The sequence below is a fragment of the Phycisphaerae bacterium genome (assembly GCA_028714855.1).
Lineage (GTDB): Bacteria > Planctomycetota > Phycisphaerae > Sedimentisphaerales > Anaerobacaceae > CAIYOL01.
The window spans coordinates 182,600-202,851 of record JAQTLP010000006.1 but is presented as its reverse complement, the minus strand read 5'-3'; the positions used below and the strand labels follow the sequence as shown (position 1 = coordinate 202,851).

Genomic DNA, 20,252 nt, shown 5'->3' with positions numbered 1-20,252 from the left:
CTTGTCGTCTTCAACCATCAGAATTTTGAATCTTGTATTTTCCATAGTTTTATTCTCCGTTCGGCAGTTCGCTTAGGGTCCAGTAAACGTCAATCGTTCTCATTGCCTCAACAAACTTTTTATAATCAACCGGCTTAACAATATAACCGGCGGCGCTAAGCTTAAAGCTTTCAACTATGTCCTGCTCTTCCTGGGATGTTGTGAGCACCACGACAGGAATCAACTTCAGCGCATCATCGGTTTTTACGACTTTCAGGAATTCGACGCCGTTCATTTTCGGCATATTCAAATCAAGAAGAATTACGCACGGAATACCGTTGTTTTTATCTCTTAAATGATTTAATGCTTCTTCTCCGTTGAGGGTGTGGAACAGCAGATTTGTAACGTTCAGGTCCTTAAGCGCCCGCTTGACTGTCATTGCGTCCACGCTGTCATCTTCGACCAACAATATAGGTTTTAAGTTTCGCATCTTTAGTTCCCAATTGCATTTAAGGTATGTGGTTAAGTCGTCAAATTATAGGTCGCACTTTATTGCAAAAGGGCTGATTACAGGGATGGAAACCGGAGTAGGTGAAGGAGCGTAAGAAGGGGTATATCCTACCCCTCATACGCATGGTAGGTGTTAATAAGACCGAATTGTCCTAAATAATCCTCGGCGAAGCAACTAACCGATTCATCACTTTGTAACTTACCTCCGCATAAAAAGGTTATATCGTGCCCCCAACTTTACTTATTCTGAAGGTTTTATCGGTCAAGTTACAGAAAAAGTAAATAGGATATTCCTCAACGTGAGCCTCGCTAAACCTAATTATAGGACGACCAAACCCCCATTTTTAGACCCCCTAAAAGAAACCATCTTCAATGGTGTATCGGCAGGGCGACAAGGTTTCTTGAGATTTGGAAGCAGATATGACAAAAACTTTTTTTAGATATGCCAACAATGAAATGTGATGTTAATTTCAATTAATTAATAAAGTCAGCAATACGCCCGGAGGGAGTTGAACCCACGACCTACGGATTAGAAATCCGTTGCTCTATCCAGCTGAGCTACGGGCGCTCGCTAATATATGTCCGGCAGAGAAGCACTTTGATAGCTTTCTTCCTTCGTTCGCCATATTATATTTTACCGGCTTTGGGGTTGTCAATGATATCAGGCTATCCTGCTAATCCTTCAGATTTCACTACAACACCGAATATCCCTGAAAAGTACGGCAATTTTGGGTATTTTACACGGGTTCTCGTTTCAAGACAGTCAAAAATTCGACTATCTTACTTTTCGCCCGCTGCAAATTGCCGCTTATCTTCTTGCAATAAGGTGTCGCAAAATGTAGATTATCAGAAGATTGTTTGGAGAGGTGGCCGAGCGGCTGAAGGCAACGGTTTGCTAAACCGTCGTACTGGTGAACGCTGGTACCGCGAGTTCGAATCTCGCCCTCTCCGTTGGTTTTAAATCAGGAACAAAAGCATCCGAAGGAGGGAAACAGAATTGACTTTTTATAGCAATACTGGTATACTTACACTTACGTAATAAATTGCGGACGGGGTTGGTTATTTATAATCCGTGTTGTTTCTGCTGCATCGTGGAGGATGGTAAATTTAGCCGGAGCAGATGGTCAAAGACTCTGGAGGTTTTAAAGATGCTATTTTCACGCAAAAATCATGTTCCTTGTCCCCAAACAGATAAGCTCGTCGAGCCAAAGGGCAAATTCTGCTGGCTGAAGTGGTTATTTCCAATTTCGGGACTGTTAGCTCTAATATGGTTTTTGATACGAGTGATACCGAAGCCGTCGCGTGCAACGTATCCTTGCCAGCGGATGGCCTTTCCATTGGCGTCGGGTTTTATAATTTGGGTTATGGGATTGGCCGGCTCAGTCGCAGCATACCGCAAGGCAAAACGTTCGCTTGTACAGGCACGCTATGTTCTGGCGGCAGTTTGCTTAACTGTCAGTATCGGTTTTATCTGGATGGCTTCAAACAGCACAGATGGGAAGCCGGTTTACGCTCACGAGCCAATTGTTCATAACAGCCCGATAGGTGATGCAAAAGGAATTAACCCGGGTCGGGTTGCCTGGATACATGATGCGAATGCAGCCACGTGGCCCGGTTCGCTCGACGTCACCACACCACCGTACTGGCATTCCGACGAATGTACCAATCCTGTAGTAGTTGCTGAAATGCTCTCAAAAGCTGTTCGAGCTTTAACCGGCAAAAATGACGATTATGAAGCATGGGACACGATATTCAGAAGCTTCAACCAGCAAATGGGCAGAGGCGACGTTGGTTACACGCCGGGCGAAAAAATCGCTATAAAAATAAACTTTGTATTGATGAACGACGTTGTTAATAGCGGGACAAAACCAATCCCGTTATATGACCAGATTGACAACTCCCCTCAGCTTACAATCGCACTTCTTAAGCAACTAACAGACGTCGCAGGAGTTAACCCCAGTGATATAAGTATCGGCGACCCTACACAACATATGCCCGATCACTGGTATAATATGGTTGGTTCGAGCTGCCCCGGCGTCGTTTATTTAACCAAGCCGGGCTACGCTATGACCGGCAGAACGCAAGTTGCCTACGATTATACTGCCCCTTTCTACTGGAGCGACCCCGACCCATCACACTTCAGCGGTGTTACAGACCAGGACTATATCCCGACGCACTTCTCGCAGGCAACATACTTTATAAACTTCCCAATTCTTAAAAGCCACAATGGCGCTGGGATAACACTTTCAGGCAAGAATCACTTCGGGTCATTAATCAGAAAACCACCAGCCAGCGGTGGTTACTATCCCGCCAAACACTATTATGATATGCACTGGTCAAGGTTGGGAGCGACCGAATCACCGGGTATGAATCGCTACAGGGCAGTAGTTGACCTTTTGGGCCACCCAAAATTAGGCGGTAAGACTCTCCTTACATTGATTGACGGTCTCTACGCTGGCCGAAGCTGGAATTCCCAACCAATTCGATGGGATATGGCTCCATTCAACGGCAACTGGCCAAGCAGTATCTTTCTTTCACAGGACAAAGTCGCAATCGATTCTGTGGCTTTTGATTTCATGGACTATGAATGGGATGCTGGCCCAACTAATATTAATGGTTACCCGCAGATGTCCGGAGCGGACGATTATCTCCACGAAGCAGCTCTTATTCCAGACCCCTGTTCGGGGACGATTTATGACCCAAATCATGATGGTGGCCTCACCGAAAGCTTGGGCGTCCACGAGCACTGGAACAACGCAACTGACAAACAATACAGTCGAAACCTCGACCCAATTAATGGAACAGGTATCGAACTGGTAACCGAAACGGGTCTCATCGGAGACTTTGACGACGACGATGATGTGGACTTTAAGGACTTTACCATCCTCGCCGCCGCATGGCTTAGTGAGCCTGGACAGCCAAACTGGAACGCTGACTGTGATATTTCGATGCCCAGCGACAAAATTATTGACGAATTTGACCTTGCTGTATTCTGCGAGAACTGGCTCAACTAAGCAATCACACGGCGTATAACAAAACTTGAAACAAACCGGCTGACTACAGAATCAGTAGCAGGTTCTTTTTTATCTGTTTTTAATGAATTGAAATAGACGCTAAACAAAATTTCTAAATCTTGGCTGGTAGATGAAAATTTTGTTGCTTTTTTGCCGGTTTCGCCTATGATGGACGGCAACTGTTAGGCGTTCTTATGACAAGGTAAGTACATCTTTGTTGAAATGGAGGTATTTTTTTTAAAAATGGTTTGGAATACTATAAGAGAAAAGAAAAGCGAGGTGAAAGGTATGGCAACGAGTAAAATTGCTGAGGTGCATCCATCGGACAAGACACTTTCCGATATTTCCGGCGTGGAAAGTATGAAAAGTAGTTTCGGCAGGCACAGCGACAAAGATTTGGCCGGCGGTATGGAAATACTGGATTTGGATTTCCTGTTGAGTATCGTTGAGAATACCGAAGGCAATGATAAGAACGATGTCGCTATGCGTAGACTCACTTTTGACGAACTCATACGGAGAGAACAGCAGGATGCCATTGATAGTAACGCTCTTAAGGTGTACGCAATGAACGAAGGCGAGCTTTACGGCAAGGTTATCCAGTGTGAGGCGATGAAGGTGCTGACGGAAAGAACCACACGCAAGGGTAAACACAGCGACTAAATAGGACAGTTCAACAGCGTCCTGTATTAAGCCTTGGTCTGGTCTGCGCCCTTGGCGTGGCAAGGCCGCTTGCTGCAGAGCGGACTTGCATATACCGTGTCTGCAACAAAATATGAACGTTCTTTTAACACAAACAATCTCCACATGGGGATGGCTTACACTGCTGGCTGCACGCAACAGCGAGGGGGAAGATACCTTCTGGGGGCAATTGCTGGTTGTCGTCATTCTGGCGGTCTCCTTCGGTATCTACAGCCTCGCCAGAGCAAAGGCAAATGAGTCCAAAGTGGAAGACCTGCCCCAGCATAAGCGGGAACTTGCCGGCAAAACTTTCAAACTGCCCGGCGCAGCGAAAGCGAAGTCGGAAGGCTTGCGCAAAGAAAGAGCGAAAGATTTGCAAAGCGGCATGGAAGTACTGGATTCGGATTTCCTGCTGAGCATAGTTGAAAAGACCAATGGCGGTGATGATGATAAAGATGTAGCTATGCGAAAGCTCAATTTTAAAGAACTTCTGCGCAGGGGTAAACTCAGTCAGGCTGACAGCAAGGCGCTCAAGACGTATGCCATAAATAAAGGTAATCTCTATGGCAAGGATATTCAGTGCGAGGCATTGAAGAAACTGGCTGAAAGGACCGCCAAGGGTAAAACGGGTAATTAGCGGTTACCGGTTACTATTCACTATTCACTAACGACTATTCACTAATTGAGAGTGCTGGGATTCGAACCCAGGACCTACGCATTAAAAGTGCGTTGCTCTACCTACTGAGCTACACTCCCTAATCTGTGATACTTTTTAGAAAATTTTCCCGCAAATGTCAACATAAAACGTTTTCTTAGGCTTGCGTCTTCGCTGCGCTTCGCCGAGACAGGCGGGACAAGATTGGTTGCTACAGGCCCTTCGGCAAAGCTCAGGGCAATTTTATCCGCCATATAGGCGGATAAAATTGGCTTTGTTTGGGTTCGTTTTTGGTAGTTCATAGTTCGTTGTTCGTAGTTGTTAGTAATTGTGGGACAGAGGGTTAAGTTCATTTTAGGCATTTCAGAAATTGGGTTCGTTTTGCATAATTTTAGTCAGTTCGTAGTTCATTGTTCGTAGTTGATAGAAAATCTCCGCTTCCTTCTTCGCTAACGCTACGAAGGACAATTGATTATTGATTATCGATTATTGATAAATGTTTATTTGGATTAGCCGGATGGCATTTTTTAAGCTCCGTTTAGTTTTGAGTTTTTAGTTCGTAGTTATTGGTTATTCCCCGCACCGAATAATCATGAGCTAAGCTCAATTGGTGCGGGATACGATATTTGAATTGGGCCTGCTGGACCTGAAACCTTGCCCTGCTGGGCGAATGACGTTCATCTACTGATGAACGGGGGGAATTTTAACATATTTTCGAGGAAAAGTCAAGGAATTAATACAATGATAAATGATAATTGATAAGTGATAATTGTGGCTAAACTAAAGGACGCAACAGCAAAAATTAAGGATTGCGGGAAAATAGAAAATGGGGTAAAATTGGGTGAACAACGGCGATAATCTTTTAATTTCTAATCTTGCTGTTCTGATTTTGAAAGGAAGTAAAATGAAGAACGTCAATTTAATCTTGCTAATAGTAATTGGGGGAACCGTAATTTTTGGAGCTATGGGGTGTTCAACAGAATACCATGCTGGAGAAGTTAAAAAAGGCCTTCAGGAAAGTGATATGACGCTTGGAAAAGTTCAGAGGGAAGTCAAAGTGGGCATGAGCAGTTCTGAAGTGGTGGAGGCAATCGGGTCACCTAATATAGTTACAAAGGACAGTAATGGTAACGAAACTTGGGTCTATGACAAAGTTGCGACTGACGTTGCTGTTTCTAAAGGATATTGGACTTTGCTTTTAATTGGTCAAGAAGCTGGTGCTGCTTCAAGTAGTCAAAGAACACTTACCATTATTATAAAATTTGATGAGAAAAGTTTAGTAAAAACTCTTTCTTATCACGCAAGCAAGTTTTAGGAGGTTATTATGAAATCATTGATTACCACTTTACTCTGCCTTGTCATTGTCGCTGGGTGTGGTGCTACGTCAGTACCAGGAATGGTACTTGAGAAAAAAGACAAGCAAAAGTCTCAGCTTGAAATACGAGAAATGCAAACACGCACCTATGATACGAAAGATACAAAGATGATTATGAAAGCCATGTTAAATGTATTGCAGGATGATGACTTTATTATCAAACAAGTAAATATGGACTTGGGGTTTTTCAATGCAACAAAAGAAACAGATGTAGAAAAAGGAGGAGAAAGGTTTATAGAGGAATTTTGGTGGGGTAAATATGGAACGTGGAAAAAGAATTCAATTGTAGATTGCACAGCCAACATATCAGACTTTGGAGAACAAATGAAGGTCCGCGTCAATTTCCAAGTAAAGGTTCTAGACAATAAAGGGGGGTGTGTACTTGTCCGACAGGTTGATAATCCAGAGTATTATCAGAATTTTTTCTCCAAGGTTGACAAAGGGATTTTCATAGAAAAAGAGAAGATTTAACTTTTAGCTTTGGTTTTATGAAGATGATGTTGAAGAGAAAGAGTTAATTAGCGGTGCCGCCGGAAGCCGTGATGAAGAAAAAGGGCAAATCTTTTGGGTTTGCGGATATGGGCCCCAGATAAAGACTTTCTGGGGTCTTCGTTTCTCTGCGAGAATCTTCGATGAGCAACAGCGGAGAAAAGCATCGTGGGGTTAGTGAATTGTATTTGATTTAATAGGATTGGGAGAGTATCCATGCTTACGCAATACAGCATAGTCTGTCAGGCTCCAGATGCTGAACCCTACACAGTATGCGCATACAGTGGTACAGATTTATCCCAAGTTCTTGGTATCGTCCCGGTCAACATGCCTGATGGCTATTATGGGTTGATACAGGAATGCGGCGAGGTGGCTGTTAGGGTCAGCGACCAAATACAACCTGCATATGCCGATTTCGGGCCCAATGGTGCAAAGCTTCGCCTGAGCTCAGAATTATCGAAGGAGTCACGGAAGCCTGCCGCAGAACTTTCTTATGGCACAATGGGTGAGAAGGACATCGCTATCCATAAGGACGAGAGGCTTGCTCAACTGCCTCCTCTGCTCATAAAGGTCGGCCCTTATTGTAAGCTCTTTAAGGAGGCCAGAGATGTGTTTGTCGACGGACACTACTATGCTTGCGTCGCAATGTGCGGCATCTCGTTTGAGAGGTTTCAACGGGACAAGGCTAAGCCCTATGGTGCCACATGGGAATACAAAATGCCGCAAGTCAGAAAAATATTAAAAGATAATAATGTCGTTTCGTCGGAAACACTCGTCTTGTGCAAGAACATGGCAGATTTACGAAACGAATACGCCCATGGAGATGGATTAAAACCCGAAGAAGATGCACTCAAGGCACTTACATGGATGCACTCCTTCATAAACAACGAAACCAATTTGATGCGGGATTACGTAATCGTGAATGGCATATTGAATCGAAAACATACTGTAAAGGGAAATTAAAAGGTTTTTTGCTTCGACCGTTCGGTTTATAAAACAAGAATCGGTGGGGAAATAAAAAAGCGTGGGGGTAAAAGCTACTCTACCAGCTAAGTGGCTATTTTTCGAAATCCTATCACGAATATTAGTTGGTGGTCATCGTCTTTCAGTAGTTCGATATATATTCTGTGATGTGTACCCGCCGGCTTTACAGGGAATGTATATTCTTTCCCACATGGTCTTCTGTTGATCGTCATAGTTATACCTTCGCACAGACCGTTTAAAGGTTTATACCGGATAGTAGGTAATAAAATTGTCAAAGAGCTTGAAGTCAATTTTTCTATCTTAACTTTGCTCCAATCAAACTCGTACTCCGCTAACACCTCTTTCCCATATGGAAAAACCGTACTTGAAAAAGTTTCCGAAGAATCAACTCCGAACGACACATATCCTGCCGGATATTTTTCTAATAATTTAGTTCTATTTTCATTATTTGTGGACTCAAGTAACTGATCTAATTTTGAAATTGTTGTTTGTTGTATTACAGCGGCATCTTTTTTGCCATAATAATAAGATCCAAAACCAGCAAGGCCAGTTACTACAATTCCAATAGCGAACACAATTTGACAGGTGGTCTGTAAAGTTCCAGGATTCATATTAATCCTCATTAGATAATAGAGCCTAAAGTGATTAAATTTCAAGAAACGACTTGATTTCTTCACGCCCGTTTAAAATCATATCTTGTATTTAAACCGCAGTAAGTATCGGAATAAGTATTTAGTAACGCCGCCCCGCTGAGAGGAAAGAAGCCCGCAAAACAGCGGGGTAAGTATTAATAAAATAGGCGGAAAGAGGGGAGAAGTCAAGGGGAATGTTCATTTACAATTTACGATTTGAAATTTAAGATTTGAAAAAACCTGGATTCCCGCGCCCGCGGGAATGACAACAACAAATATTTACCGCGGACTTACGTCATGCGGCTCTGCAACCCCGCGCGTGGAGTACCACCCTGCAATGCAGGGGGGAAAATAACAACCCCACCATAGTGATGGTGGGGCTAAACGAAACGGCAAACCCTGCCATAGTGATGGGACAACCCCGCCAAGGTGTTGGCGGGGCTAACCGTGGGATTGACCCCGCACCAAATAGTCGTGAGCTAAGCTCAATTGGTGCGGGGTTGACACGTTTGCCTCCTGAAGGTAGCATATTGGGTTTGGAACGGAGTATCAGGAATGGTAAAAGTAACATTGATTACGGGCGATGGGGTTGGGCCGGAAATAGCTGAAGCGACACGGCGATGTATAGACGCCACGGGCGCTGCAATCAACTGGGAAATAGCTGAGGCCGGCACAGAAGTAATGGAACGGCAGGGGACCCCTTTGCCGGACGCTACTGTCGAATCAATTAAGAAAAACGGCGTCGCGCTAAAGGCGCCTATTACTACGCCGGTCGGTAAGGGATTTAGAAGTATAAATGTGCATCTGCGGCAGGCGCTTGATTTGTATGCGTGCCTGCGGCCCTGCAAAAGCTATAAAGGCGTGCGAAGCAGATTCGCCGATATCGACCTTGTGATTGTTCGTGAAAACACCGAAGACCTATACGCGGGCATCGAATTTCAAAAAGGGAAAGACGATACCGCCGAGCTTATAGACTGGTTAAATAAACACAGCAGCCGGAAGATAACCGCAGATTCAGGGGTAAGTATAAAGCCGATTTCGGTTAAAGCCACAGAACGTATAGTTCGTTTCGCATTTGATTACGCCCGCAAGATGGGGCGCAAAAAGGTAACGTCCGTTCACAAAGCCAATATTATGAAATTCTCAGACGGCTTATGGCTCGATGTAAGCCGGGACGTAGCAAAGCAATATCCGGACGTCGAATTCGAAGACCGCATTGTCGATAATATGTGTATGCAGCTTATTCAAAAGCCGGAGCTTTATGACGTTATTGTGCTGCCGAACCTTTACGGCGATATAATAAGTGATTTATGCGCCGGCCTTGTCGGCGGACTGGGTGTTGCACCGGGGGCGAACATCGGCGACAAGATAGCGATCTTCGAGGCGACCCACGGCAGCGCACCAAAATACAAAGGCCAAAACAAGGTCAATCCAACAGCCCTGATACTCAGCGGCGTGATGATGCTAAGACATATAGGCAAAATAGACGAGGCGGACAAGCTCGAAAGGGCGGTGAGCGCGGTAATCGCCGAAGGAAAAAGCGTAACTTACGATATGAAGGCCGACCCCGGCGACCCAACCGCCGTCGGCACGAGCGAAATGGCCGATGCCATCATTGAAAAAATAAAAAGCGAATAGTCGACAGCATTTCGCGACTAACGGTCAAACACTAAGGACTAAATACTAAATTGAACCAGCAAGCTTATCGCAGCTTAATTTCGGGCAGAAGCACCGGCCTGCTTGCAGCGGTTTTACGCTTCTTTATGGCAGTTGCTGCGGCAGGTTATTCGCTTGCTGTCGGGCTGCGCAACTTTTTATATTCGAAACGATATTTGGAAATACATACCGCGGATGTGCCGGTCGTAAGCATTGGCAATATAACAGCAGGGGGGACTGGCAAGACGCCGCTGGTAATCTGGCTGTGCAAATTCCTGCAAAGCGAAAATGTGCCTTGTGCTATTCTGACAAGGGGTTACAAGGCACGAGGGGCGACAGATGAGCCGGCCATTTTTGCTGAAAGCTGTCCGCAGGCCAAAGTGATTGTAAATCCCGACCGTGCCGAAGCCGCATCTGAAGCTGTTGGTAAATTCGGCGCGAAGGCGCTGGTTATGGACGATGGATTTCAGCACCGCGGATTGGCGAGGGACCTCGACATTGTAACAATTGACGTTATTTGTCCCTTCGGCTACGGGAAATTGCTGCCTGCGGGTATGTTGAGAGAGCCAGTTGTTTCTCTCGGGCGTGCCGGGGCGGCTGTTTTAACAAGATGCGACCAGATTTCTGAATCAGAATTAAGCCGAATTGAAAGCGAACTGCGGCAAATAAATCCGGATATGGTAATTGCAAGGTCGGTGCACAGCCCGAGCTGCGTAAAGTCAGCGGCAGGAGAAATCGCCGTCGAACAGCTAAAGGGTAAAAAGGTCTTTGCCTTTTGCGGGATAGGCAATCCGGACGCTTTTTTAAGCACAATCAAAAGCACGGGCGCTGATCTTGTCGGCTCGAAAATTTATAACGACCATTATCACTACACAGACGCTGATTTCGATGATATTAACGGTCGAGCTGATTGTTTAGAGGCGGATTTTGTTCTGTCAACTCAGAAAGACTATACGCACTACGCCACACACAATACGCGATACGAGATACCTTTTGCGTATTTGGCGGTTGAGATAAAGTTCATGGCGGGGGAGGACAAATTAAAACAGTTGATTAAAGACGTATTAACGGGTAAAATTTGCAAAAAATAGTGAAATTTGCGCTATTATGTATGAAAAACTGCTAAAAACTGTGACAAATCTTGGCTCGCCGGAGGTTCTGGTTGTCGGCGACTTTATGCTCGACGTTTATGTCTACGGCGACGCCTTAAGGATAAGTCCCGAAGCGCCGGTGCCGGTATTGAGAGTTACTAAAACCGAGTATAGCTGCGGCGGGGCGGGCTCTGTCGCTGCGGACCTTGCCGCGTTAGGGGCTATACCTGTTTGCCTGGGAGTTATCGGGAAGGACCGGAACGGTGAAACGCTCAGGGGAAAATTGACGGAAGCCGGTGCTGATATCACAAACCTGCTTACATTAGCCGACCGTCCTACCACCAGCAAGCAAAGGCTGATAGGTCTGGCACAACATCGCCATCAGCAGCAGTTGTTCAGGATGGATGAGGAATCCACGGAAATGTTATCTGATGAACAATACGAAAAGATTTTGCATGTTTACAAAGACAAATTGAAGCAGGCTGATGTTGTTTGTCTGCAGGATTACAATAAGGGTTTGCTGAGCTCGTCGATTTGCAAACAAATGATACGGCTGGCGAAAGATGCGAATAAGAAGGTCCTTGTTGACCCAGCATTTGCAGGTGACTATTCGAAGTATGCCGGCGCAACGCTCATTACGCCGAACAGACAGGAGGCCTCAACGGCGGTCGGGTTCGAAATAAAAACCGCAGAGACAGCGGCCAGAGCAGCGAAGACGCTTGCCGAGAAGTTTGATATCGAGGCCGTAGTAATTACACTCGATAAGGAAGGTGCTTATCTCAGGGCGCAGGGAATAGACGAGCTTGTCCCCACCAGGCCCCGCAGCGTTTACGACGTTACCGGCGCCGGTGATATGGTTCTGGCAACGCTTGCTATAACTTTGGCGGCTGGTTGTGACTATAAAACGGCCGTGCAGCTCTCAAACATAACGGGCGGCATCGAGGTGGGGAAATTCGGGGCAGTAACGGTAACTATCGATGAAATCATCAATGAAATTACCGGTAAAAACGATAAAGTTTGTTCGCTAAACTCTATAATTAAGAAACTGGCCGAGCATCGTAAACAAAATGCGATTATAGTTTTTACTAACGGCTGTTTCGACGTCGTGCACAGAGGGCATATCGAATTTCTGAAATTTTGCAAGCTGCAGGGCGATATTGTCGTGGTGGGATTAAACAGTGACAGCTCGGTAAAAAAAATTAAAGGTCCGGACCGGCCCGTTAACAACCAGAATGACAGGATGGCCGTTCTGGCTGCGATGGAAACAGTCGATTATGTTACCGTTTTTGATGAGCCGGACCCTCTTAACCTGATCAAAAAAATAAAACCCGATGTGTTAGTAAAAGGGCAGGATTGGGCGGAAAAAGGCGTAATCGGCGCCGAATTCATTGAATCTTACGGCGGAAAAGTCGTTCTTGCGCCGCTGGTCGAGGGTAAAAGCTCGACTGCAACAATCAAAAAAATCAAGTCGCTGGAAAGTTAAGCTCTAATGGATAAGGGCGTAAGAAAAAAAATTACAGAAACAATAGAATCGCACAAGAAAGCAATTGCCAGGCTTGAAACTGCTGGCATTGAAGCCATTGCGGCCGCCGCGGGGATGATAACAAGAGCATTGAAGAAAAACGGCCGTCTTTACGTCTGCGGCAATGGCGGCTCGGCGGCAGATGCTCAGCACATAGCAAGTGAGATGGTAGGCAGATTTGAACGCGAACGCAAATCATTGCCGGCAGTTGCACTGACAACCGATACGTCAGTGATAACATCGGTTTCCAACGATTACGGTTACGAAAATATATTTGCCAAGCAGGTTGAGGCGCTCGTTAAAAAAGGTGATGTCCTCTGGGCTATTTCCACCAGCGGTACATCGGCGAATGTTATTGCTGCCGTCAAGTTGGCAAAGAAAAAAGGCGCTAAGGTGCTGGCCTTCACAGGCAGCAATGACAGCAAACTCGAGAAGATGGCCGACGTTTGTTTTTGCGCCAACAGCAAATCGACCGCACGAAGTCAGGAAATTCACCAGCTCGGCTTTCATATAATCTGCGGACTCGTGGAAGATAGTTTTTGCAAATAGTTAATCTGAAAAATGTCTAACAAAGCAATATTCTTAGACCGTGACGATACTTTAATCGAGGACCCGGGCTATATCAGTCGTCCCGACCAGGTAAAGCTGCTGGATGGTATTGATAAGGCACTTGTCGAATTTCGCTCTATGGGATATAAGCTGGTTGTTGTCTCGAACCAGTCCGGTGTTGCACGCGGACTTGTTTCTGAGGAGGCTCTTGGTGAAATTCACGACAGGCTAAAACAGCTGCTGGCTGAAAAAGGAGCGCCTTTAGACCGCATTTATTATTGTCCCTATCATCCGGACGGCGTTGTTGAAAAGTACCGTAAGGAAAGCGACTTGCGAAAGCCAAATCCGGGGATGCTGCTGGCCGCCGCCAAAGAGATGGATATTAACCTTGCTCAATCCTGGATGATTGGCAACAGCGGTCGTGACATTGAGGCCGGTTTGAAGGCCGGTTGCAAAACCATATTGGTAAATCATCCTTCGCATCCTGAACGGCACAAACTCGGCGAGCCGAATCCGGATTATCGAGCTGTAAACCTCAAGGAAGCTGTAAATATTATTAAAAAACATTATCGTTCAGCCGGTGAAAACCCTGTTCGAAATCAGTCGATCCAGCAGCCCTTGAATAAACCATTAGCGCAGACCGCCGAAAAACCACCACTGCCTCAGCCCGCAAAATCTGAAACGCGACCTGTCGAACAAAAAATTTCCAGCAGCCTCGTCACAGGCAGCAGGACTGAACAGCAGCTCGATAATATCCTGGAACAGCTTAGAGGTATGCGGCGAAGTGATATGTTCGGCGAATTTTCCATAACGAGATTTTTCGCCGGGGTTTGGCAAACCATTGTTTGGTTTTGCCTGCTCGTGAGTATATATTTTCTAATGTATCCGACAAAGCAGGACAATTCAGTTTTAATTACACTTGGCTTTGCTTTGCTGTTCCAGGTAATGACGCTGACCTTTTACATAATGCATGGGCGAAAGTAGCGTTGCGCAAAATTTGTCCTGTGGGGTGAGCTACCAGATGCAAGATACAAAATATGAGATATTAGTCTGGCTTCCCTCTCCTATGGGTGACGCTGTCCTTTGCACGCCTGCCTTGCGGGCTATTCGCCGGGGTTTCAAATCCTCCAGGATTACTTTCTTTGCCAACGAGGTCGTCCACAAAACCCTGTCACCCAGCAGCTTTAACGATATATGGATACAGCAGCAAGGCAAAAATATTTTTAAGATAGTAAAAACGTTGAAGGAACATAACTTTACCCATGCTATACTTTTCAAAAATTCCTTCTCCGCCGCTTTGGCGGTTTTTTTAGCAGGTATACCGAAGCGTGTCGGCTACGCTCGCGAAGGCCGCGGTTTCTTACTCACCGATAAACTTTATCCGCCGAAATTATCTGCCGCCAGATTCAAACCTTCTTCTATGGTTGACTACTATCTTGCGATTTCCTCTATGCTCGGCGCCGATGCCGCTGATTCGAACCTTGAACTGCTCGTCGACCCGCAGGAGGACAAAAAGATGCGGGCCAGATTCCAGGAAATTGCCGACCCCAAAGGGCCTGTTGTCGTTATTGTTCCCGGCGGGGCCTTTGGCCGAAGTAAATACTGGCTCAGTGAGAGATTCGCACAAACAGCAGATTGGCTGATTTCTAATTATAATGCGACCGTTGTTGTCTCTGTATCGCCCAACCCTGCTGAAAAGCAAATTGCCGAAGAGATTTGCGGTTTGAGCAAGTTTAAGCTTATCAACCTCGCAGAGAAGCCTGTAAGTCTTGGCGAATTGAAATCGCTTTTTGCCGCGGCGGATTTGGTAATAAGCAATGATACAGGTCCGCGACACATAGCCATAGCGCTGCGGCGTAAGGTTATCAGTCTGTTCGGCCCGAACAGCCCGGCCTGGACAGAAACCGGTTACAAAAATGAAATCCAGATAATCGGCGATGTGCCTTGCGCTCCTTGTGCCAAGCCTACCTGTAGTAAGAGCGAACATTTATGTATGCAGGCGATCACGGTAGAAATGGTCTGTAATGCTGCGAAAAAATTTCTCGGAACCGGCCAAAGACAGGCGGCTTTTAAGGCCGAGCAAAAATTTACAGAAATTTCAGAATCATTCTTCTGTGATGAAGATTATAAAACCGGCCTTGGCGAATTGGGCTTGACCTCAATAGATGCTGTTTTCTCTTTTAATGAAGCTCATAATCTAACCAAGGACAATCTGCCGGGGCATCGCAGCCGCTTACGATTTGAAATAAATTCGCCTCCGGCCACGCTGTTTTTGAAACGCTACGACTCACCGCCAATCTTAGTTCAGCTTGGAAACTGGCTTTCGGCTCACAGGCGGACAAGTTGCGGCTTCTTTGATGTTGAGCCGACAGCCAAACTTGCAGCTGCAGGCGTAAACACGCCTAAGATTGTCTCTTACGGCGAGCAGGGGGGTGTATTTTTCGAGAAAAGAAGTTTTATAATTACCGAAAAAATCCCCGATGCAGAGTCTTTGGAGCGGAAGCTGCCCGATTGCTTCAATGCCCCGGATACAATCGAAAATTTGAAACTGCGAAGAAATTTTATTGCTCAATTGGCTGCCTTTGTAAAAAAATTCCATGAAACGGGTTACCGGCATCGAGACCTTTACCTTTCTCATATATTCTATAGCGACGACGGCCGGTTTTATTTGATAGACCTGGCACGCACCTTCAAGCCGGGCTTATTAGCCGAACGATTTCAGATAAAAGATATTGCGCAGCTTTATTACTCAGCACCAGGCAGGTATTTTTCGAGAACAGACAGGTTACGTTTTTATCTTGGCTATACCGGTCGCAGAAAACTAACCTGGAAAGATAAAGTATTTATCCGTAGAGTAATGAATAAAACAAGATGGATGGCGCAACACGATATAAAGCACGGTAGGGTTGTTCCTTTTGCAAGTTGATAAAATTTATGTCTTTAGCGAACAAGAAAATCGCGATGATAACAGAGCGGATAGATGTCGCCCTCGGCGGGGCGGAACGCTCTGTCTTTGAGCTGACAGATGCGCTGTCTGCGCTTGGGCTTGAAGTGGACATAATTGCTGCAAAAGGGCAGGCAAACGCTAAAAACGTTCATATTTTATGCCAGGATACTCCCGGCAGGCGTACCGGTTACTTTACGTTTGCGAAGGCGGTGCAGAAACATTTGTCGGTAAATCACTATTGTTTAGTTCACAGCATATTGCCTTTTGATTTTGCTGATGTATATCAGCCGCGGGCGGGCTGCTACGCCGAATCTGTTCTGCGTAATGCTGTCAGTTACCAGAACAAAGTCATCGAACTTTATAAGAGGATAACGGCTTTTGCCAACCTTCGACGAGATATACTTTTGCGGGCAGAGAGAAAACTTTGCGAAAATCCGAATGGGCCGGTAATCGCCGCACTTTCCATGTATATTGCTGAGCAGTTCAAAAAATACTACGGCATTGATGATGACCGAATAGTCGTTGTCCCTAACGGCGTAAAAATAAATAAAGAAATCGATACTCCATGGACAGATAAACTCCGTAGTCAAATACTCACTCAATTAGGACTCGAGGAAGCTGACAACCCTGTCTTTTTCTTATTCGCCGCAAACAATTTCAGACTGAAGGGACTTGCCTGTTTGATAAAAGCGATGCGACTTGTATCGCCGAACGTCATGGGACGAAAGGCTTATTTAATAATAGCTGGTAATGGCAGAACAAACAAATATCTCCGCCTATCAAAGAAGCTTGGCGTCCATCGGAAAATTGTCTTTTTAGGCGCTGTTCGTCATATTCAGGACGTCCTGTCAATAATAGATGTGGCTGTTCTGCCTACCTTTTATGACCCGTCAAGCAGGTTTATTCTCGAAGCGATTGCAGCCGGCAAGCCCGTGATAACAACAAAATTTAACGGTGCAGCCGATTTATTTGTCAACGACCGGCACGGCAAAGTAATCGATCGTGCGGAAAATATCCAAGCACTGGCGCAGGCCATTAGCTTCTTCACAGATACGAACAATATCCGTAAAGCATCACATGCGATTGTTGCGGATAATCTCGCAGAAAAAGTTTCCGTCAGCCGGGTTGCTAAACAGCTGATACCTGTTTATGAATCAATACTCGAAAAGCGGGGGAAATAATGAAAATTGCGATTTTGATTGTTGGCGCGTATTTGCTCGGCTCAATACCTTTTGGTTTGATTATCGCCGCAGCTCACGGCAAGGACCTCCGCAGCATCGGTTCAGGTAATATCGGCGCAACGAACCTGTCGCGGGCGCTTGGTAAAAAATGGGCTTATATGTGTTTTTTTCTGGATGCCGCAAAAGGGCTGGTGCCGATGTTAGTTGCCACTTATATCTTTTCCTCTCCGCCAAGTGTCGCACAACTTGTCTTTGCGCTTGCTGTCGGTTGTGCAGCTATATTAGGCCATATCTTCCCGATATACTTAAAATTCAAGGGCGGCAAAGGTGTCGCTACCAGCTTCGGCGTAGCGCTCGGCCTTTGGCCCTACTACACGATTTGTGCTGCTGTTGCTTTTTTTATATGGGTAGCGGTCGTCTTATTATGGCGGTATATCTCGCTGGCCTCCATCGCTGCTTCTGTTGCTTTTCCTCTCGCCCTGATTCTGATGATTGTATTAATACAAGGCTGGAATTTTGTTAACCTATGGCCGCTGCTTATCGCGGCTATTGTTATACCGATTATGGTTATTGTGCGCCACCGTGAAAATATAAAAAGATTAATCGCAGGGACAGAAACTAAAATCCTGCAAAAGCAGAGATGATAGTTTCTAAAACCTCCATATCGAAAAACTTACCGCTGAAGAGAAATCAGGCCCCACTGTATGCTTTTTACGACAAGCTCGGGAACACTATGCACATCCAGCTTTTCCATAATCTTACGGCGAGCTGCCTCGATGGCTTTGGTACTTACGTGAAGCTCTAAAGCAATCTGTTTGGTGCTTTTTCCTTCAACTACGGGCTGAAGCACCTGGAGTTCTCTGTCTGTAAGGGTTTCCAGCGGCGACTTGGTCGTTTCGAGCAGGCGATTTACATAATCCCCCATTACTACGCCGGTTATTCTGCGGCTGATATACCAGCCGTCTCCGGCGACGGCTCGTATTGCCTCGACCAGCTCATCGGACAGGCATTCCTTCAATACGTAGCCTGACGCTCCGGCCTTGAGCATACTGACGACAAATGTCTTGTCAGAATGCATCGACAAGGCAATTACTTTTACTTTTGGGAATTCCTGAGTAATCAGGCGTGCAGCTTCCACTCCGTTGAGATTCGGCATAGTTATATCCATAACGACTACATCCGGCAGCAATTCCCTGGTAAGCTCAAGCGCCTTGCGGCCGTCTTCGGCTCCGCCCACAACCTTTATGTCAGGTTCTTTTTCGAGCAAAGAATGCAGCCCCTGTCGTACGATTGCGTGGTCATCTACTAATAAGATTTTTATGCTCATTTTTCCCTTCCTATTCACTTTTTGCCTGCTTAAGCGGCGCTATAAGTGTTGCCTTCGTTCCGCAGCCGGGTTCAGATTCAATCTCAAGGTGCCCTCCTAACTGCCCCAGCCGCTCTCGAATACTGAAAAGCCCAAATCCGCCTTCTCCTGCTGCCGTTGCGGCTGCTTTCTTAGTATCAAACCCCCAGCCATCGTCTTCAATACTGATATGTATCTCGCTGCCGACTTTGCGGATAGAAACTTTTACCTTATGAGCACTGGCATGTTTAACAACGTTGGTAAGCAGTTCCCGCACATCACGAAACAAAAGGATACGAACGTCATCATCTAACGGCTTGGGCTCTCTGTCATCTTCGAACTCCACGGTAATATCGTGCTTTTTCTGGATTCGGTCTGTAAGCCATTCCGACACCGCCGTCTCAAAACCCAGCTCATGCAGTACAGGGCTGCCGAGGTCGAATGTCAAAGCCCTGGTATCCTGAATCGTCTGGCCTATGGAATTACAGATATCCTCCAGCACTTTATCGAATTTTCGGCTGCGCCACGACTTGCGAAGGGTATCTAACTTGATTTTGGAAATAACCAGCGACTGGCTGATTCGGTCGTGCAGCTCGGTAGCGAGACGGCGCCTTTCGCGCTCTTTGGCCAAAACCAACTGCGAGGCCAGAGACTTAAGCTTCGCCTGGTCCTCAAGAAGTTCCTGCTCGGCCTTTTTGCGCTCAGTGATGTCGTAGGCAACCTCAATCGCACCGGTAATGCTGTCGGTCTTATCTTTCACAGGGGCGGCTTTTGACAGCCAGGAACCCATATCGGGAGGCCAGTGCGGCTGATTTTGTGGCGTTAATTCGGCACCTTGTGGTTCTCCGGTTTCTATTGTCTTTGTGACCGGGCAGTCTTTACAGGGACTGTCGAGGCCCCATGCGTGGTAACATTTCTTTCCTTGTATCTGTGTTAGCGATAAGCCGGTTGCTTTCAGATACGCCCTGTTGGCCCACAGGATATTGAGGTCTGTATCATGATAAGCGATTATTTCACTGGCATTATCCAAAACCAAAGTCTTTTCATATTCTGATTTTCGCAGTTCCTCCTCGGCTTTCTTGCGCTCAGTGATGTCTATCATTGTCATACGAAACTGGTCATATTTGCCCTTCTGCTCCGTAACAGCGACACTCACCAATTGAGCAATGAATTCAGTGCCGTCTTTCCTGCGCAGTTTGACTTCGCAACTCTGCCTGGCCTCGCTTTCAACAACTCGCTTGCGGTATAAATAGAAATCGTCCTGAGAACTTGGGGCAATAAAATGAGAGAATTTGCTTTTAAGTAGATTGCCTCTTTCCTCACCCAAAAGGGCGGCGCCGGTAAGATTTGCTCCGACAACCAGTCCCTCCTTATTCAGGGTAAAATAACCCACAGGAGCAAAGTCATACAGTTCGCAATATTTGTTCCGAGACTCAGCGAGCTCCAATTGGGCGTTCCTAAGCTCTTCATTCTGGATTTCCAGCTCAATCTGATGAACACGCAGCTCGTGAATCAGCTCGGCCGTGTCCTGCCCCCGCTGATTCCGAAATTCCACTATCTGCTGCTTTGCTTTCTTCTCCGCCTGCTCGCGAAGATTCTTGGAATCATCTGATTTGTCTTTCGGTATCCCCATTTTTCAAACTCC

General features: G+C 46.1%; 18 protein-coding genes and 3 tRNA genes. 15 read left to right on the top strand and 6 right to left on the bottom strand.

Features of this window, described 5'->3' with window-relative positions; all coding sequences use genetic code 11:
• Nucleotides 1–49 precede the first annotated feature (49 nt).
• The gene (locus PHG53_06765; GenBank protein ID MDD5381320.1) at nt 50–469 is read right to left on the bottom strand and encodes a response regulator; all 420 of its coding nucleotides are present in this window, start codon (nt 467–469) and stop codon (nt 50–52) included.
• Between the two features lie 514 nt (nt 470–983).
• Nucleotides 984–1,057 (bottom strand) — tRNA-Arg (locus tag PHG53_06760).
• Nucleotides 1,058–1,349: 292 nt separating this feature from the next.
• Between PHG53_06760 and PHG53_06755 the strand changes: the two genes are divergently transcribed.
• From PHG53_06755 to PHG53_06740, 4 genes are all read left to right on the top strand, one after another.
• Nucleotides 1,350–1,440 (top strand) — tRNA-Ser (locus PHG53_06755).
• 197 nt (nt 1,441–1,637) lie between these two features.
• Nucleotides 1,638–3,503: a DUF362 domain-containing protein gene (locus tag PHG53_06750; GenBank protein MDD5381319.1), complete on the top strand. Its 1,866-nt coding sequence runs from the start codon at nt 1,638–1,640 to the stop codon at nt 3,501–3,503.
• Nucleotides 3,504–3,791: 288 nt separating this feature from the next.
• Nucleotides 3,792–4,163, top strand: a complete 372-nt coding sequence (locus PHG53_06745) for a hypothetical protein (protein MDD5381318.1) — start codon at nt 3,792–3,794, stop codon at nt 4,161–4,163.
• Nucleotides 4,164–4,275: 112 nt separating this feature from the next.
• Nucleotides 4,276–4,818, top strand: a complete 543-nt coding sequence (locus PHG53_06740; GenBank protein ID MDD5381317.1) for a hypothetical protein — start codon at nt 4,276–4,278, stop codon at nt 4,816–4,818.
• Between the two features lie 46 nt (nt 4,819–4,864).
• Here PHG53_06740 and PHG53_06735 read toward each other — a convergent pair.
• A tRNA-Lys gene (locus PHG53_06735) sits at nt 4,865–4,937 on the bottom strand.
• A gap of 740 nt (nt 4,938–5,677) precedes the next feature.
• Here PHG53_06735 and PHG53_06730 point away from each other — a divergent pair.
• The 3 genes from PHG53_06730 (at nt 5,678) to PHG53_06720 (ending at nt 7,663) form a co-directional block, all read left to right on the top strand.
• Nucleotides 5,678–6,151, top strand: coding sequence for a hypothetical protein (locus tag PHG53_06730; protein MDD5381316.1), 474 nt, complete (start codon nt 5,678–5,680; stop codon nt 6,149–6,151).
• A gap of 9 nt (nt 6,152–6,160) precedes the next feature.
• On the top strand, nt 6,161–6,682 hold the full coding sequence (locus tag PHG53_06725; GenBank protein ID MDD5381315.1) for a hypothetical protein: 522 nt from the start codon (nt 6,161–6,163) through the stop codon (nt 6,680–6,682).
• A gap of 366 nt (nt 6,683–7,048) precedes the next feature.
• The gene (locus PHG53_06720) at nt 7,049–7,663 is read left to right on the top strand and encodes a hypothetical protein (GenBank protein ID MDD5381314.1); all 615 of its coding nucleotides are present in this window, start codon (nt 7,049–7,051) and stop codon (nt 7,661–7,663) included.
• An 86-nt stretch (nt 7,664–7,749) separates the two neighbouring features.
• On the opposite strand, the gene PHG53_06715 is transcribed toward PHG53_06720, so the two are convergent.
• Nucleotides 7,750–8,295, bottom strand: a complete 546-nt coding sequence (locus PHG53_06715) for a hypothetical protein (protein MDD5381313.1) — start codon at nt 8,293–8,295, stop codon at nt 7,750–7,752.
• A 576-nt stretch (nt 8,296–8,871) separates the two neighbouring features.
• Between PHG53_06715 and PHG53_06710 the strand changes: the two genes are divergently transcribed.
• Genes PHG53_06710 through plsY form a run of 8 tightly spaced genes read left to right on the top strand, consistent with a single transcriptional unit; the run spans nt 8,872 to nt 17,906 of the window.
• A complete protein-coding gene (locus PHG53_06710) occupies nt 8,872–9,954 on the top strand; it encodes an isocitrate/isopropylmalate dehydrogenase family protein (protein ID MDD5381312.1) in 1,083 nt (360 codons plus the stop codon).
• Between the two features lie 50 nt (nt 9,955–10,004).
• Nucleotides 10,005–11,063, top strand: a complete 1,059-nt coding sequence (gene lpxK, locus PHG53_06705) for a tetraacyldisaccharide 4'-kinase (GenBank protein MDD5381311.1) — start codon at nt 10,005–10,007, stop codon at nt 11,061–11,063.
• Nucleotides 11,064–11,079: 16 nt separating this feature from the next.
• A complete protein-coding gene (gene rfaE2, locus PHG53_06700; protein ID MDD5381310.1) occupies nt 11,080–12,546 on the top strand; it encodes a D-glycero-beta-D-manno-heptose 1-phosphate adenylyltransferase in 1,467 nt (488 codons plus the stop codon).
• A gap of 6 nt (nt 12,547–12,552) precedes the next feature.
• On the top strand, nt 12,553–13,134 hold the full coding sequence (locus tag PHG53_06695; protein ID MDD5381309.1) for an SIS domain-containing protein: 582 nt from the start codon (nt 12,553–12,555) through the stop codon (nt 13,132–13,134).
• 12 nt (nt 13,135–13,146) lie between these two features.
• Nucleotides 13,147–14,118, top strand: a complete 972-nt coding sequence (locus tag PHG53_06690; GenBank protein ID MDD5381308.1) for an HAD family hydrolase — start codon at nt 13,147–13,149, stop codon at nt 14,116–14,118.
• 37 nt (nt 14,119–14,155) lie between these two features.
• Nucleotides 14,156–16,060: a lipopolysaccharide heptosyltransferase II gene (gene waaF / locus PHG53_06685; GenBank protein MDD5381307.1), complete on the top strand. Its 1,905-nt coding sequence runs from the start codon at nt 14,156–14,158 to the stop codon at nt 16,058–16,060.
• Nucleotides 16,061–16,068: 8 nt separating this feature from the next.
• Nucleotides 16,069–17,262 (top strand): glycosyltransferase family 4 protein, encoded by a 1,194-nt coding sequence (locus tag PHG53_06680; protein ID MDD5381306.1) that lies wholly within the window; start codon nt 16,069–16,071, stop codon nt 17,260–17,262.
• On the top strand, nt 17,262–17,906 hold the full coding sequence (plsY, locus tag PHG53_06675) for a glycerol-3-phosphate 1-O-acyltransferase PlsY (protein MDD5381305.1): 645 nt from the start codon (nt 17,262–17,264) through the stop codon (nt 17,904–17,906). The genes PHG53_06680 and plsY overlap by 1 nt, the downstream gene beginning before the upstream one ends.
• A gap of 29 nt (nt 17,907–17,935) precedes the next feature.
• Here the strand turns inward: plsY and PHG53_06670 are convergent, their stop codons facing one another.
• Together PHG53_06670 and PHG53_06665 are read right to left on the bottom strand one after the other, a co-directional pair.
• Entirely contained in the window at nt 17,936–18,589 is a 654-nt protein-coding gene (locus PHG53_06670) for a response regulator transcription factor (protein ID MDD5381304.1), read from the bottom strand.
• 10 nt (nt 18,590–18,599) lie between these two features.
• On the bottom strand, nt 18,600–20,240 hold the full coding sequence (locus tag PHG53_06665) for a PAS domain S-box protein (protein MDD5381303.1): 1,641 nt from the start codon (nt 20,238–20,240) through the stop codon (nt 18,600–18,602).
• Nucleotides 20,241–20,252 lie beyond the last annotated feature (12 nt).

What these genes read in the sequence shown, in the direction of transcription:
- PHG53_06765 (MDD5381320.1), bottom strand. Translation starts at nt 469, where the DNA reads ATGCGAAACTTAAAACCTATATTGTTGGTCGAAGATGACAGCGTGGAC.
- PHG53_06750 (MDD5381319.1), top strand. Translation starts at nt 1,638, where the DNA reads ATGCTATTTTCACGCAAAAATCATGTTCCTTGTCCCCAAACAGATAAG.
- PHG53_06745 (MDD5381318.1), top strand. Translation starts at nt 3,792, where the DNA reads ATGGCAACGAGTAAAATTGCTGAGGTGCATCCATCGGACAAGACACTT.
- PHG53_06740 (MDD5381317.1), top strand. Translation starts at nt 4,276, where the DNA reads ATGAACGTTCTTTTAACACAAACAATCTCCACATGGGGATGGCTTACA.
- PHG53_06725 (MDD5381315.1), top strand. Translation starts at nt 6,161, where the DNA reads ATGAAATCATTGATTACCACTTTACTCTGCCTTGTCATTGTCGCTGGG.
- PHG53_06715 (MDD5381313.1), bottom strand. Translation starts at nt 8,295, where the DNA reads ATGAATCCTGGAACTTTACAGACCACCTGTCAAATTGTGTTCGCTATT.
- PHG53_06710 (MDD5381312.1), top strand. Translation starts at nt 8,872, where the DNA reads ATGGTAAAAGTAACATTGATTACGGGCGATGGGGTTGGGCCGGAAATA.
- rfaE2 (MDD5381310.1), top strand. Translation starts at nt 11,080, where the DNA reads ATGTATGAAAAACTGCTAAAAACTGTGACAAATCTTGGCTCGCCGGAG.
- PHG53_06695 (MDD5381309.1), top strand. Translation starts at nt 12,553, where the DNA reads ATGGATAAGGGCGTAAGAAAAAAAATTACAGAAACAATAGAATCGCAC.
- PHG53_06690 (MDD5381308.1), top strand. Translation starts at nt 13,147, where the DNA reads ATGTCTAACAAAGCAATATTCTTAGACCGTGACGATACTTTAATCGAG.
- waaF (MDD5381307.1), top strand. Translation starts at nt 14,156, where the DNA reads ATGCAAGATACAAAATATGAGATATTAGTCTGGCTTCCCTCTCCTATG.
- PHG53_06680 (MDD5381306.1), top strand. Translation starts at nt 16,069, where the DNA reads ATGTCTTTAGCGAACAAGAAAATCGCGATGATAACAGAGCGGATAGAT.
- plsY (MDD5381305.1), top strand. Translation starts at nt 17,262, where the DNA reads ATGAAAATTGCGATTTTGATTGTTGGCGCGTATTTGCTCGGCTCAATA.
- PHG53_06670 (MDD5381304.1), bottom strand. Translation starts at nt 18,589, where the DNA reads ATGAGCATAAAAATCTTATTAGTAGATGACCACGCAATCGTACGACAG.
- PHG53_06665 (MDD5381303.1), bottom strand. Translation starts at nt 20,240, where the DNA reads ATGGGGATACCGAAAGACAAATCAGATGATTCCAAGAATCTTCGCGAG.